This is a genomic window from Paracoccus binzhouensis (assembly GCF_016446475.1).
GTDB lineage: Bacteria > Pseudomonadota > Alphaproteobacteria > Rhodobacterales > Rhodobacteraceae > Paracoccus > Paracoccus binzhouensis.
In genome coordinates this window covers 1-13381 of sequence record NZ_JAEHFP010000016.1, presented here as the reverse complement: position 1 = coordinate 13381, position 13381 = coordinate 1, and the positions used below count along the sequence as shown (strand labels likewise).

Sequence of the window (13381 nt, the reverse complement as noted above, 5' to 3'; positions counted from 1 at the left end):
TGAAAAATACCCTCGGGGGGTGCGGGGGGCGGAAAGCCCCCCGCCATCGCCGGGCCGTCAGGCCCGGCCAGCATTTCACTTCGGGCCGTCAGGCCCGGCAAGGATTTCGTCTCAGCAGATCACTTCTGCTGCGGCGCATACCAGCTTGCCAGGCCCTGCTGCAGCCGCTCGGCCGCGGCCTCGGGCGTCTCGGCGCCGGTGATGACATTGGCCGAGGCGGTCCAGGTCTCGTTCTCCAGGTTCGGCGTGCCGCGCGACAGGATCTGGTAGGTCGAGCGGATGGTCGGCTCGCAGCTCTCGCGCCAGGACACGAATTCCTTCGCCAGCGGGTCCTGCATCTCGACCGGGGCCGCGTTCAGCGAGAAGAAGCCCGGCAGCGCATTGGCATAGAGCGTGGCGAATTCCGACGAGCCCACCCATTCCAGGAACTTCCTGGCCTCTTCCGGATGCTCTGTCGCCGCGTTCATCCCCAGCGCGATGTCGGTGTGGTCGCTGATATAGCACTTGTCGCCCTCGGCCGGGACCGGCGGCGGGAAGGCGCCCATCTCGAAGGCCCCGCCGATCTGCGGGCCGAAGACGCCGATCTCCCAGGACCCGGCCGGATAGATCGCTGCACGGCCCAGGGTGAACAGGTTCTGGCTGTCGGGATAGGTCTGCGCCTCGAACCCGTCGCCCAGATAGTCCTTCCATTTCGCCAGCTGGCGGAAGGGCGCGACCCAAGGCTCATCCGTCAGGCTCGAGGTGCCCTCGATCAGCGCCTTGCGGCCTTCCTCGCCCTTCCAGTAGTTCGGGCCGATGTTCTGATAGCCCATGGTCGCGGCCTCCCATTGGTCCGCCGTGCCCATGGCCATCGGGATATAGGTGCCGTCCTGCTTGATCTTGTCGAGCAGCGCAAAGAACTCCGCCTCGGTCTTGGGCGGCGTGAGGCCCAGCTCCTCGAAGGCGGTCTTGTTGTAGATGAAGCCGTGGATGACCGAGGCCATCGGCACGCAGAAGGTCTGCTTGCCGTCATCGGTCTGCCAGGCCGATTTCGCCACGTCCGAGAAATTCGCCATCGCCGCCAGATCGCTCAGATCGGCCAGCTTGCCCTTCTTGAACAGCTCCAGCGAGGCGTCGAAGGGCCGGCAGGTGATCAGGTCGCCGGCCGAGCCCGCATCCAGCTTGGAGTTCAGCACCGCGTTGTATTCCGGCGGCGCCGAGGGCGCGAAATTGATCTTGATGCCGGGATTGGCCGCCTCGAAGGCCGGGATGATCTTTTCCTGCCAGATGGCGAGGTCGTCGTTGCGCCAGCTTTCGATGGTCAGCGTCACGTCCTGGGCCCAGGCGGCGCTGCCCAGCAGGGTGCTGGCCAGCAGCGCCAGGCGGATGGTCTTGGTCATGGTCTTCTCCCTTCGGCATCGGGTCTCTCGCGGACCCTCCGGTTGCAATCATATCAGCGGGGCCAGCAGGCCCCCGGTTTCGGCCAGCCGCGCCCGGGCCGCGTCGGGCGTCATGCCGCGCGCGACCAGGATGGCGGGCTTGACCGCGCCGCCGGTGTGCGACAGCGCCGCCTCGGCCGCGTCGCGCCCGACCCCGGCCACGGCGGCGACGATGCGGGCGGCGCGGTCCACCAGCTTGATATTGTCGGCCACCAGATTGACCATGTAGCCGTCATGGACATGACCCAGCCGGATCGCCACCAGCACAGACAGCATGTTCAGCGCCACCTTCTGCGCCGTGGCCGCGCCCATGCGGGTCGAGCCGGAAACCACCTCGGCCCCGGTCTCGATCAGCACCGGGATGTCGGCGCGCTCCAGCAGGGCCGAGCCCGCCACATTGGCAAGGCCGGCCACGGTCACCCCCCGTTCCTGCGCCGCCGCGCAGATCGCCAGCGCATAGGGCGTCCGCCCCGAGGCCGAGAGGCACAGAAGCACATCCCCCGCCGCCAGCCCGGCGCGGTCCAGGTCGGCCAGCGCGAGTTGCGGGTCGTCCTCGACACTGCCTTGCAGATGCAGAAGCGCCTCGGCCCCGCCAGCGAACATCATCGGCGTGCGCTCCGGCGCGATGCCGAAGGTGCCGGCCAGTTCCAGGCAATCCGCCAGCGCCATCAGCCCCGAGGAACCGGCCCCGGCATAGCCGAGCCTGCCGCCCCGGCGCAGCGCGGCGCTTGCGGCCTCGGCCGCACGCTCCAGCGCCGGCAGCGCGGGCTGCAACGCCGCCAGCGCCGCGACCTGCGCGTCCAGCAGGACGCGCAGCACCTCGCCGCCCGGGCGGGCGTGAAGCCCTGCGGATGCCGGATGCCTTGCCTCGGTGCCGGATGCGGTCATGTGATTCCCCCTGTTCCGCTGATAATGCCAAAACAATACCACTTGTAAAGACCCTTCTTCAATCCCGCCTGAAATCGGCGTTTCCCGGCGATTCCAAAAATAGCTCTTCCCTTTTGGTATTGTTTTGGTATCGTGCAGCCAAAGGGAGTCGCCATGTCATATTTCCTGGGCATAGACGGAGGGGGCACCGGCTGCCGCGCCGCCATCGCGGACGGCGCGGGCCGGATCATCGGCCAGGGCGCGGCCGGGCCGGCCAATATCTCGGTCGAGACCGAGGGGGCCTGCGCCAACATCCTCGCCGCCGCCCGCGCCGCGCTTCAGGACGCCGGACAGGGCCATCTGGACGAGCTGACCGCGGTGCTGGGCCTGGCCGGGGCCAATGTCACCGCCGCCGCCCGCAGCCTTCGGGCCATGCTGCCCTTTCGCCGCACGCGCATCGTCACCGATGCGGTGACCGCCGCCACCGGCGCGCTGGGGGGCGGGGACGGCATCGTCGCCGCCATGGGCACCGGCTCGGTCTTCGCGGTGCAGATCGGCGGCGAGATGCGGCAATATGGCGGCCGCGGCTTCGTCCTGGGCGACGAGGGCAGCGGCGCGGTGCTGGGCCGGGCGCTGCTGGCCGAGGCCCTGCGCGCCGAGGACGGCTTCGCGCCGATGACCCCGCTGCTGCAGGCGGTGCTGGACGAGCTGGGCGGGATCGAGGGGGTGATCTCCTTCGGCTTCCGCGCCCGGCCGGCCGAGTTCGCGCAATTCGCGCCGCGCATCATTCCCGGCACCGATCCGGCGGGCGAGCGCATCTTTGCCGCCGCCGTGGCCGAGATCCGCGCCATGATCGACAGGCTGCAAGCCGGCCGCGACCTGCCGGTGGTGTTCCTGGGCGGGCTGGGCACGCATTACGCCGCCCGCCTGCAGGGGCTGTGGCGCATCGAGGCGCCCAGGGGCTCGGGCCTGGACGGGGCGCTGCACCTGGCCCGGCAGGAGGCGTGATGGGCGAGCTGTTCACCCCCGAGGCCTTCGAGGAAACCGGCGGCGGGCCGCTTTACCTGCAACTGCATCGGCTGATCGCCGAGGCCATCGCCTCGGGGCGGCTGCAACCCGGCGACAGCCTCCCGTCCGAGCGCGAGCTGGCGGCGATGACCGGCCTGTCGCGGGTCACCGTGCGCAAGGGGGTGGCGGAACTGGTCGCCTCGGGGCAGCTGGTGCAGAAGCGCGGCTCGGGCACCTTCGTGGCGCCGAAAGTCGAGAAGCTGGAGCAGGCGCTGTCGCTGCTGACATCCTTCACCGAGGACATGGCCCGGCGCGGCCGCAGCGTCGAAAGCCGCTGGATCGCGCGCGGCCTGCACGCCCCGGCGCCCGAGGAGGTGATGGCGCTTGGCCTCGGCGTCGGCGAGAAGGTGGCGCGGCTGGAGCGGGTGCGCAGCTCGGACGGGGTGCCGCTGGCCATCGAGCGCGCCTCGCTGTCCCAGGCCATCCTACCCGATCCCGATGGCGTCACCGATTCGCTTTACGCGGTGCTGCAGGACCGCGGGCTGCGGCCGGTGCGGGCGGTGCAGCGCATCTCGGCCGCGAACCTGAACGCCAAGGACGCGGAATTGCTGGGCGTCAGCCCCGGCGTGGCCGGGCTGCGCATCGAACGCATCTCCTACCTGCCCTCGGGCAAGGTGGTCGAGTTCACCCGCTCGCTCTATCGCGGCGATGCCTATGATTTCGCCGTGGAACTGAAACTTGCCCCGGAAGGCGAAAGGAACCCGTGATGAGCCAGACGCATATGGCGCGCGAAGTGGCCGAGATCCCCGAAGCCGCAGCCCGATTCCTGGAACGCTCGCGCGATGCGGTCGCGGACGCCGCCAGCGCCCTGCGCCGCAAGGACCCCGATCTGGTGGTGACGGTGGCGCGGGGATCCTCGGACCACGCCGCGACCTATCTGAAATACGCGATCGAGCTGGAGGCCGGGGTGCCGGTCGCCTCGGTCGGCCCCTCCATCGCCTCGATCTATCGCCGGCCCCTGCGGCTGGGCAAGGCGGCCTGCATCGGCATCTCGCAATCCGGCCGCAGCCCGGACGGGGTCGAGATGATGCGCGCCTCGGGTCAGGGCGGGGCGCTGTCCATCGCGATCACCAATGTCGAGGACAGCCCGATGGCGCAGGTCTCGGCCCATTGCCTGCCCTTGCAGGCGGGCGAGGAGAAAAGCGTCGCGGCCACCAAGACCTTCGTCTGCTCGGTGCTGGCCGGCCTGTCGCTGCTGGCGGAATGGCGCGAGGATCATGCCTTGCAGGATGCCGTCGCCGCCCTGCCCGAAGCGTTCGGACAGGCCGTCGGGCTGGACTGGTCGCCGCTATCGGCGCGGCTGGCGCGGGCCAGCTCGGCCTTCGTGCTGGGCCGCGGCCCCAGCTTCGCCATCGCCTGCGAATCGGCGCTGAAATTCAAGGAGACCTCGGGCATCCATGCCGAGGCCTATTCCGCCGCCGAGGTTCTGCACGGCCCGGCCGCCATCGTGCAGGCCGGCTTCCCGGTTCTGGCGCTGGGGATCGAGGATGCCGCCCTGCCCCAGCTCAAGGCCACGGCCGAGCGGCTGGCGGCGCAGGGCGCAGACGTGTTCGTGACCGGCACCGAGGTCGGGGGTGCCGTCACCCTGCCCTCGGTCCCCGGGCTGCATCCGCTGGTGGCGCCGCTGGTGACCATCGCCGGCTTCTACGCCTTCATCGAGGGGCTGGCGCGGCGACGCGGCTTCGACCCCGACACGCCGCCGCATCTGCGCAAGGTGACGGAGACGGTGTGATGGCGCGCGAGGTCCTGACCGGGGCGCGGATCTTCGACGGCGCGCGTTTCCTCGATGGCCATGCGCTGGTGATCGAGGCGGGAAAGATCGCCGCGATCCTGCCCGAACCCGAGGCACCGGCCGAGGGGAGGCGGGCGGTGTCGGGCATCCTCGCGCCGGCCTTCCTGGATTTGCAGGTGAACGGCGGCGGGGGGCTGATGCTGGACGGCACGACCGACCTGGAGGGCCTGCGCCGCATCTGCGCCGCGCATCGGGCGCTTGGCACCGCGGGCGTGCTGCCCACCCTCATCACCGACACGCCCGAGGCCACCGCCCATGTCATCGCGCTGGGGATCGCCGCGGCCGAGGCCGGGGTGCCGGGCTTCCTGGGCCTGCATCTGGAGGGGCCGCATCTGGACCCGCGCCGCAAGGGCGCCCATGATCCGGCGCTGATCCGGCCGATGACGGACGAGGATCTGGCCCGGCTTTGCGAGGCCGCCCGCCGGCTGCCGGCGCTGATGGTGACGCTGGCGCCCGAGGCGGCGAGCCCGCAGCAGATCGCGGCGCTGGCCGGGGCTGGCGCCGTGGTCAGCCTGGGCCACAGCGATTGCAGTTTCGAACAGGCGCAGGCCGCCTTTTCCGCCGGCGCGCGCTGCGCCACGCATCTGTTCAACGCCATGAGCCAGATCGGCAACCGCGCGCCGGGACTGGCCGGCGCGGTGCTGGCCGGCGAGGCCGGCGCCGGGCTGATCGCCGACGGCATCCATGTGCATCCGGCGGTGATGCGGCTGGCGCTTGGCGCGCGGCCCGAGGGCATCTTCCTGGTCAGCGATTGCATGGCCTTTGCCGGCACCGACCTGACCGAGATGGAGTTGGGCGGCCGCAAGGTGCTGCGCCGCGACGGACGGCTGACCCTGGCCGACGGCACGCTGGCCGGGGCCGACCTGACGCTGCCGCAGGCCATCGGCGTTCTGGTCCATCAGGTCGGCATCGCGCCGGAACGGGCGCTGCGCATGGCCTCGGCCATCCCGGCGGCGCTGCTGAACCTGCAGGACCGTTACGGCGCCCTGGCCCCCGGCCGCGCGGCCGATCTGGTGCTGCTGGCCGAGGATTTCGGCCTGCGCGAGCATTGGCTCTAGCCGCGCAGCATCAGCACCAGCCCGCTGACGATGGCGAAGACCAGCACCGCCAGCCGCAGCGACGGACCGTTGATGCGGGAATGTACCACGCGCGACAGGGCGCTGCCCAGCAGCACCGCCGGGGTCAGCCACAGCGCGGCCAGCGCCTGGTCCAGGTGCAGCCGCCCGGCCACGGCCAGCACCACCAGCGAGATCAGCTCTCCGACCAGGAAGCAGGTGGCGACGGTCGAGCGCAGCACCGGCCCCGAGCTGTGCTGGTAGAGCAGCGCCAGCGGCGGGCCGCCGATGCCGGTCGCGGTCTCGGTGACGCCGGTGAACAGGCCCACCCCCAGCGCCGGGCCGGGGCGCGGGGCAAAGGGGCGCGCGACCAGCGCGATCACCGCCGCCAGGATGGTGAACAGCCCCACTGCCAGTTCCAGCTGCCGCACCGACAGCGCGATCAGCACCCACATGCCCAGGAAGGTGCCGAAGAACCGCCCCAGCGTGATCCAGCTGGCGCCGCGCCGGTCGATCGAGGCCCGCTCGCGCCAGGCGACGTGGAAGTTCAGCGGCAGCATCAGCAGCAGCAGCGTGACCGGCAGGTAGCTGGCATCGACCAGCCCGAAGACCGGGGCGATGATCAGCGCGAAGCCGATGCCGACCGCGCCCTGCACGAAGGCCGCAGCCGCGACGACGCCGGACAGCAGCAGGAAGGTCGCCAGGGTCACGACGCCCTCGCCGCAAGCTGGCTGTCGGCGGTCGGATGGATGCGCTGGATCGGCGCCCCGGCGATGGCGGGGGCGGCAAGGGCGCGAACCTCCTCCAGCAGCGCGCGAGCGTCCCAGTCGACCGGCCAGCCGTGCAGCAGCCGCAGCCGGCCGTTGGTGAAGACTGCGTCGATCTGGTCGCGATTGCCGTAGCGCACCAGTTCCCAGCTGAGATCGTGCGAGGGGGTGAATTCCGGCCGGTCCAGATCGACCAGCAGGAAATCGGCGGCCAGCCCCTCGGCGATGCGGCCGGTGACGGCGCCCAGCCCCGCCGCATCCGCCGCCATCGCGGTCGCGGCCTGCAGCCAGAGCCAGCCCGCGCCGCAGGAATTGTCCCCCGAGGCGAGGCCGTAGCCGGCGCGCTGCAGCGCCTCGGCCGCATCCATCAGCCGGAAGCCGTCGGCGCGGGTGCCGTCGGTGCCCAGCCCGAAGCGCACCCCCAGCGCCGCCATCTGCAGCGCCGGGGCGATGGCATTGCCCTTCCAGACCGAGGCCACGGGGTTGTAGGCCACCGCGGTGCCGGTGTCGCGCAGGATGTTCAGTTCCTGCGGGGTGACCAGCGTCGAATGCGCGATCAGCACCTGCGGCCCCAGCGCGCCCAGATGCGCCAGATGCTCCAGCGGGCGGCGGCCATGCGCGACCAGCGAGCGCTCGACCGCGACCAGATGCTCGTTCACATGGGTCTGGAAGATCGCCCCCGCCTCGGCCGCCATGGCCGAGATGCGGCGCAGCATGGCGTCGCTGGCCGCCTCGGGGATCGAGATGGCCAGCGACGGATGCACCAGCGCATCACCCCGCCAGCGCGCCAGATGCGCCTCGGCGGTGCGGACGATCTGCTCGGGCTCGGGCACATGCGCGGCGCCGCCCAGATCGTTGCAGATCTGGCCGACGACCAGCCGCAGCCCGGTCTCGTGCGCGGCCTCGGTCAGCCGGCCGATATGCCCGGCCGAGCGGGTGCCGGCATCGACGGCGGTGGTGAAGCCGCCGCGCAGGCATTCCAGCGCCGCCAGCCGCGAGGACAGATGCACCATGTGCTCGTCCAGGCTGCCCTCGAGCGGCACCCAGATGCGGCGGAAGATCTCGGAGGGCTCGCCGAAGACCAGCGACTTGCCCAGCGACTGCGTCAGATGCGTGTGGCTGTCGATGAAGCCGGGCATCAGCAGGTGCCGGGGCAGATCGGCCGCGGCCAGGCCGGGATGCCGGGCGCAAAGCGCCGCGGCCTCGTCGATCTCGGCAAAGCGCCCGTGGCGCAGCAGCACCGCCATGCCTTCGCGCGGGCCGGTCTCCAGAAGCAGGCGGCCGGGCTTCACGATCACCTCGCCGGCCTGCGCAAGGTCCTTGAGGTCGAAGGACGGGCGAAGGTCCTGCATCATGCGTTCTCCTTGATGGGTTCGGGGGCGGGTTCGGGGGCGCCACGCGGGGCGCTGAGCTGGAACAGGGCGTTGACGACGGCGGCGGTGATCGTGCCCATGGCCAGGCCGTTGCCCAGGATCATCTGCGACCATTGCGGGAACTGGCTGTAGATCCCCGGCACCAGGATCGGCATCAGCCCCATCGCCAGCCCCGAGGCCAGCGTGAACATCGCGCCATGCCCGCGCAGATCGACACGGCCCAGCAGGTCGATGCCGATCACGCCGATGATCGAGAAGACGATGACGGCGGTGCCACCGACCACCGGCCCCGGCAGGGCGCTGGCCAGCCGCGAGACCGGCGCGATCAGCGCGATCACCACCAGGATCACCCCGGCCATGGCGGTGACATAGCGCGACTTCACGCCGGTGGCCCGGACGATGCCGACATTCTCGCCCGAAGTGATGATCAGCGAGGTGCCGAACAGCCCGCCGGCCAGCGAGGCCACGGCATCGCCGCGGATGGTGCGCGGCACGATGGCATGGGCGTCGCCCTTGCGGCCGGCGATCTCGGCGGTGGCAATGGTCTGGCCGGTCGCCTCGGCCATCGAGATCACCGAGAAGACGATCAGCGGCAGCGAGGCGATCAGGTCGAATTTCGGCATGCCGAAGGGAAACAGCTGCGGCACGCCGATCAGCGGCCCCTGCATCACCCCGGCCAGCTCGATCCGGCCCAGGGCGGCGGCCAGCAGCGTGCCGGCGATCAGCCCCAGCATGACCGAGATGCGCTGCAGCGTGCCGGTGAAGATGCGCGAGAACAACACCGTCAGGCCGATGGTCGCCAGCGCCAGCCCGACATTGACCGGATCGGCGAAATTCGCCTCGCCCGAGCGCCCGGTGATGGTGCCGCCATAGATCTTGACCAGGTTCACCGCCACCAGCAGCAGCATGGTGCCGACCACGATGGGCGGGAAGAAGCGCAGCAGCCGGCGAAACACCGGCAGCGCCAGGAAATAGAAGACCGAGGTCATCAGCACCGCGCCCACCGCGGTCTGGATGTCGGTCTGCACGGCGATGGCCAGGAAGATGGCGATGGGCGCTCCGCCCGGCACCATGATGAAGGGCAGCCGGGCGCCGAATCCCCCCGGCCCGAAGCTTTGCAGGATCGAGCCGAGCCCGCAAATCAGAAAGGTGGCGCTGATGATCGAGACCGTCAGCGCCGTGTCGAAGCCCAGCGTCTGCGCGACCAGGAACACCGCCGTGATCGGCGAGGCCGCCATCACCAGCACATGCTGCAGGCCGAACAGCAGCAGGCTTTTCAGCGGCAGCTTCTCGTCGGCCGGCTCCTGCGCGGCAACGGGCGGAGTTTCGCTATGTGTCATCTCTGTCTTCCCTGTGTGGATTACTGGGGTGCAACCTTATGCAAATCGGTTTGCTTACCTTTGGCATAACACGGATCGCGATTCGCACAAATCGTTTTGTGTCAGCTTGCCCGGCAGGATCGGCTGTGCTTCCCTGCCATCAGGCATCATGCCGGAATGAGGACGCATTGGGCAAACCGACCATTTCCGATCTGGCGCGGGCGGCGGGCGTCTCGCCCACCACGGTCTCGCATGCCTTCAGCGGCCGCCGCCACGTGGACCCCGAGACGCGCGAGCGCATCCACGCCCTGGCGCGCGAGATGGGCTATCACCCGAACAGCGCCGCGCAACGGCTGCGCAGCGGCCGCACCGGGATCATCGCGCTGGCTTCCTCGATGCCCTTCGCCATCGCGGCCGGGCCGTCGCGGCTGGGCTTCCTGATGGAGATCGCGGCCTCGGCGGCCATCTCGGCGCTGACCCGCGACATCGCGCTGTGCCTGATCCCGCCGCAGCCGCCGGAAAAGAACCTGGACATGCTGGGCTTCGACGGGGTGATCCTGGTCGAGCCGGCCTGCGACGACCCGCTGGTCGGCCATTTCGAGGCCCGCCGCACGCCGGTGATCTCGATCGGCAAGGTGCCGGGGCGCGAGGACATCCCGGCCATCGACCTGCGATCCCGCGACACCGCCCTGCTGCTGCTGGACCACCTGCACCAGCAGGGCTGCCGCCGCATCGCGCTGGTGACCGGCACCAGCCCGCGCACCAGCCAGATCGAGACCCGCGCCGCCTATCGCGATTTCGCCGCCGCCCGGGCCATGCCGCCCGAGGTGCTGGAGCTGGACGAGACCGGCGGCGAGGACCTGGCGCGCGCCCGGGTGCGCGAGCTGCTGCAGGTCCGGCCGGAACTGGACGGGCTGATGGTGCCGGTCGATGCCTTCGCCAGCGGCGCGCTGGCCGCCGCGCATGAGCTGGGCCGCGCCCTGCCCCGCGACCTGCGCATGGTCACCCGCTATGACGGGCTGCGCGCCAAGCTGGCCGCGCCGCCGCTGACCGCCGTGGACCTGCACCTGGCGCAGATCGCCGGCATGGCGGTCGAATTGCTGCTGGACCGCATCGACGGCAAGCCGCGCCAGGTGCAGGCGCCGCGGCCGACGCTGGTGGCGCGGCGATCCTCGGTCGCCGACGATAATGGAAAGTTATCATCGTGATTGATAAATATAAATTCTAATAATCCGCAGAACTGCTAGAACCATCTGGCAAGGAGTGCATATCTAACGGGAGAGCCATCCGTCGCGGCCCGGCCAAGCGCCGCGATACGCACCCGGTCAAAACGGCGCCGCAGCCGCGGCGCGACCCAGCAAAGGAGAGCCAGCATGGACGGAAATGACATCAAGACGACCGGGAAATGCCCGGTCATGCATGGCGGGAACACCGCCCTGGGCAGTTCGGTCATGTCGTGGTGGCCGAACGCGCTGAACCTCGACATCCTGCACCAGCACGACAGCAAGACCAACCCGCTGGGCCCGGACTTCGACTATCACGAAGAGCTGAAAAAGCTGGACGTCGAGGCGCTGAAGGCCGACCTGCGGGCGCTGATGACCGACAGCCAGGACTGGTGGCCGGCCGATTACGGCAGCTATGTCGGCATGTTCGCCCGCGTCGCCTGGCACGCGGCGGGATCCTATCGCACCTCGGACGGCCGCGGCGGCGCCAATACCGGCAACCAGCGCTTCGCGCCGCTGAACAGCTGGCCCGACAACGTCAACACCGACAAGGGCCGCCGCCTGCTGTGGCCGATCAAGAAGAAATACGGCAACAAGATCAGCTGGGCCGACCTGATCGTGCTGGCGGGCACCGTGGCCTATGAGGTCGCCGGCCTGAAGACCTTCGGCTTCGCCTTCGGCCGCAAGGACATCTGGCACCCCGAGAAGGACACCTATTGGGGCGAGGAAAAGGAATGGCTCGCGCCCAGCGACAACCGCTATGGCGACGTGGCCGACGCGAAAAGCCTCGCGAACCCGCTGGCCGCGGTGCAGATGGGCCTGATCTACGTCAACCCCGAGGGGGTGAACGGCAAGTCCGACCCGCAGACCACCGCCAACATGATGCGCGAGACCTTCGCGCGCATGGGCATGAACGACGAGGAAACCGTGGCGCTGACTGCCGGCGGCCATACCATCGGCAAATGCCACGGCAACGGCAATCCCGCCGATCTGAGCCCGGATCCCGAAGCCGCCGGCCCGGAATACCAGGGCCTCGGCTGGATGAACACCAAGGGCCGCGGCATCGGCCGCAACACCATGGTCTCGGGGCTGGAGGGCGCCTGGACCACCCATCCGACGAAATGGGACAACGGCTATTTCGAGATGCTGTTCAGGCATGAATGGACGCTGACCCACAGCCCGGCCGGCGCCTCGCAATGGCAGCCGATCTCGATCGCCGAGGAGGACAAGCCGGTCGATGTCGAGGATCCGCAGGTCCGCCGCATGCCGATGATGACCGATGCCGACATGGCGCTGAAGGTGGACCCGATCTATCGCGAGATCTCGCTGCGCTTCATGAACGATTTCGAGGCCTTCAGCGACGCCTTCGCCCGCGGCTGGTTCAAGCTGACCCATCGCGACATGGGGCCGAAATCGCGCTATCTCGGGCCCGACGTCCCGGCCGAGGACCTGATCTGGCAGGATCCGATCCCCGCCGGCCGCAGCGATTACGACGTGGCGGCGGTCAAGGCCCGGATCGCGGCCTCGGGGCTCAGCACCTCGGACCTGGTCGCCACCGCCTGGGACAGCGCCCGGACCTATCGCGGCTCGGACCATCGCGGCGGCGCCAACGGCGCGCGCATCCGCCTGGCCCCGCAGAAGGACTGGGAGGGCAACGAGCCCGAGCGCCTGGCCCGCGTGCTGTCGGTGCTGGAACCCATCGCCGCCGAGACCGGGGCGAGCCTCGCGGACGTCATCGTGCTGGGCGGCAACCTGGGCGTCGAGCGGGCCGCGCAGGCCGCCGGCTTCGACATCACGGTGCCCTTCGCCCCCGGTCGCGGCGATGCCACGGCCGAGCAGACCGATGCCGAATCCTTCGCCGTGCTGGAACCGCTGGCCGACGGTTTCCGCAACTGGCAGAAGCAGGAATACGTCGTCTCGCCCGAGGAGATGCTGCTGGACCGCGCCCAGCTCATGGGCCTGACCGGGCCCGAGATGACGGTGCTGCTGGGCGGCATGCGGGTGATCGGCACCAACCATGGCGGCAGCAAGCATGGCGTGTTCACCGAACGCGAAGGAGCGCTGACCAACGACTTCTTCGTGACCCTGACCGACATGGGCAATGCCTGGGTGCCGGTGGGCAACAACCTCTACGAGATCCGCGACCGCAAGACCGGCGCGACCCGATACACCGCGACCCGAGTGGACCTGGTCTTCGGCTCGAACTCGATCCTGCGCGCCTATGCCGAGGTCTATGCCCAGGACGACAATGCCGGGAAATTCGTGCGCGATTTCGTGGCCGCCTGGACCAAGGTGATGAACGCCGACCGCTTCGACCTGGAAGCCTGATCCCTTCGGATCTGTCCGCCGCGCTCCGGCGCGGCGGAATGTGGGTTGACGAGTGGCGGGGCCGGATTCCGGCCCCGGTTTCATTCTAGAGCGTATCGCGGGCATCAAGATTCAGGATTCCCGGCCTGCTCGTGATGTGCTTCCCTTTTGCTGAGGCAGGTATGGGGGAGC

General features: G+C 69.8%; 12 protein-coding genes. 6 read left to right on the top strand and 6 right to left on the bottom strand.

Translation table 11 applies throughout. The features are described 5' to 3' along the window. Positions 1–119 precede the first annotated feature (119 nt). From I9P22_RS06290 to I9P22_RS06280, 3 genes are read right to left on the bottom strand one after another with little or no spacing between them, the layout of a single operon-like run. Positions 120–1379: an ABC transporter substrate-binding protein gene (locus I9P22_RS06290; RefSeq protein WP_199258505.1), complete on the bottom strand. Its 1260-nt coding sequence runs from the start codon at positions 1377–1379 to the stop codon at positions 120–122. Positions 1380–1427: 48 nt separating this feature from the next. Next, positions 1428–2306: an N-acetylmuramic acid 6-phosphate etherase gene (locus I9P22_RS06285; RefSeq protein ID WP_199258504.1), complete on the bottom strand. Its 879-nt coding sequence runs from the start codon at positions 2304–2306 to the stop codon at positions 1428–1430. After that, entirely contained in the window at positions 2303–2461 is a 159-nt protein-coding gene (locus tag I9P22_RS06280) for a hypothetical protein (protein ID WP_199258503.1), read from the bottom strand. Before I9P22_RS06280 ends, I9P22_RS06285 begins: the two co-directional genes overlap by 4 nt. Between I9P22_RS06280 and I9P22_RS06275 the strand changes: the two genes are divergently transcribed. From I9P22_RS06275 to nagA, 4 genes are read left to right on the top strand one after another with little or no spacing between them, the layout of a single operon-like run. Next, a complete protein-coding gene (locus tag I9P22_RS06275; protein WP_199258502.1) occupies positions 2460–3293 on the top strand; it encodes a BadF/BadG/BcrA/BcrD ATPase family protein in 834 nt (277 codons plus the stop codon). The genes I9P22_RS06280 and I9P22_RS06275 overlap by 2 nt on opposite strands. Next, on the top strand, positions 3293–4060 hold the full coding sequence (locus I9P22_RS06270) for a GntR family transcriptional regulator (protein ID WP_199258501.1): 768 nt from the start codon (positions 3293–3295) through the stop codon (positions 4058–4060). Before I9P22_RS06275 ends, I9P22_RS06270 begins: the two co-directional genes overlap by 1 nt. Next, positions 4060–5085 (top strand): SIS domain-containing protein, encoded by a 1026-nt coding sequence (locus tag I9P22_RS06265; RefSeq protein WP_024842996.1) that lies wholly within the window; start codon positions 4060–4062, stop codon positions 5083–5085. Before I9P22_RS06270 ends, I9P22_RS06265 begins: the two co-directional genes overlap by 1 nt. Then, positions 5085–6203 (top strand): N-acetylglucosamine-6-phosphate deacetylase, encoded by a 1119-nt coding sequence (gene nagA / locus I9P22_RS06260; RefSeq protein ID WP_199258500.1) that lies wholly within the window; start codon positions 5085–5087, stop codon positions 6201–6203. Before I9P22_RS06265 ends, nagA begins: the two co-directional genes overlap by 1 nt. On the opposite strand, the gene I9P22_RS06255 is transcribed toward nagA, so the two are convergent. The 3 genes from I9P22_RS06255 to I9P22_RS06245 are packed head-to-tail and all read right to left on the bottom strand — an operon-like array spanning position 6200 to position 9680. Next, complete coding sequence (locus I9P22_RS06255) at positions 6200–6910, bottom strand: sulfite exporter TauE/SafE family protein (RefSeq protein WP_199258499.1); 711 nt, start codon at positions 6908–6910, stop codon at positions 6200–6202. The two genes, nagA and I9P22_RS06255, sit on opposite strands and share 4 nt — an antisense overlap. Next, positions 6907–8322, bottom strand: coding sequence for an amidohydrolase family protein (locus I9P22_RS06250; protein WP_233253247.1), 1416 nt, complete (start codon positions 8320–8322; stop codon positions 6907–6909). The genes I9P22_RS06255 and I9P22_RS06250 overlap by 4 nt, the downstream gene beginning before the upstream one ends. Then, positions 8319–9680 carry a uracil-xanthine permease family protein gene (locus tag I9P22_RS06245; protein WP_199258498.1) on the bottom strand — a complete coding sequence of 454 codons (1362 nt, stop codon included), beginning with the start codon at positions 9678–9680 and terminating at the stop codon, positions 8319–8321. The genes I9P22_RS06250 and I9P22_RS06245 overlap by 4 nt, the downstream gene beginning before the upstream one ends. 167 nt (positions 9681–9847) lie before the next feature. Here I9P22_RS06245 and I9P22_RS06240 point away from each other — a divergent pair, with 167 nt between their 5' ends. Together I9P22_RS06240 and katG are read left to right on the top strand one after the other, a co-directional pair. Further along, positions 9848–10867, top strand: a complete 1020-nt coding sequence (locus I9P22_RS06240; RefSeq protein WP_233253246.1) for a LacI family DNA-binding transcriptional regulator — start codon at positions 9848–9850, stop codon at positions 10865–10867. A 165-nt stretch (positions 10868–11032) separates the two neighbouring features. Next, complete coding sequence (gene katG / locus I9P22_RS06235; RefSeq protein WP_199258496.1) at positions 11033–13210, top strand: catalase/peroxidase HPI; 2178 nt, start codon at positions 11033–11035, stop codon at positions 13208–13210. Positions 13211–13381 lie beyond the last annotated feature (171 nt).

Excerpts from the sequence above, each read along its gene's own strand:
- nagA (WP_199258500.1), top strand. The coding sequence starts at position 5,085 with ATGGCGCGCGAGGTCCTGACCGGGGCGCGGATCTTCGACGGCGCGCGT.
- I9P22_RS06290 (WP_199258505.1), bottom strand. The coding sequence starts at position 1,379 with ATGACCAAGACCATCCGCCTGGCGCTGCTGGCCAGCACCCTGCTGGGC.
- katG (WP_199258496.1), top strand. The coding sequence starts at position 11,033 with ATGGACGGAAATGACATCAAGACGACCGGGAAATGCCCGGTCATGCAT.
- I9P22_RS06250 (WP_233253247.1), bottom strand. The coding sequence starts at position 8,322 with ATGATGCAGGACCTTCGCCCGTCCTTCGACCTCAAGGACCTTGCGCAG.
- I9P22_RS06275 (WP_199258502.1), top strand. The coding sequence starts at position 2,460 with ATGTCATATTTCCTGGGCATAGACGGAGGGGGCACCGGCTGCCGCGCC.
- I9P22_RS06285 (WP_199258504.1), bottom strand. The coding sequence starts at position 2,306 with ATGACCGCATCCGGCACCGAGGCAAGGCATCCGGCATCCGCAGGGCTT.
- I9P22_RS06280 (WP_199258503.1), bottom strand. The coding sequence starts at position 2,461 with ATGGCGACTCCCTTTGGCTGCACGATACCAAAACAATACCAAAAGGGA.
- I9P22_RS06265 (WP_024842996.1), top strand. The coding sequence starts at position 4,060 with ATGAGCCAGACGCATATGGCGCGCGAAGTGGCCGAGATCCCCGAAGCC.
- I9P22_RS06270 (WP_199258501.1), top strand. The coding sequence starts at position 3,293 with ATGGGCGAGCTGTTCACCCCCGAGGCCTTCGAGGAAACCGGCGGCGGG.
- I9P22_RS06245 (WP_199258498.1), bottom strand. The coding sequence starts at position 9,680 with ATGACACATAGCGAAACTCCGCCCGTTGCCGCGCAGGAGCCGGCCGAC.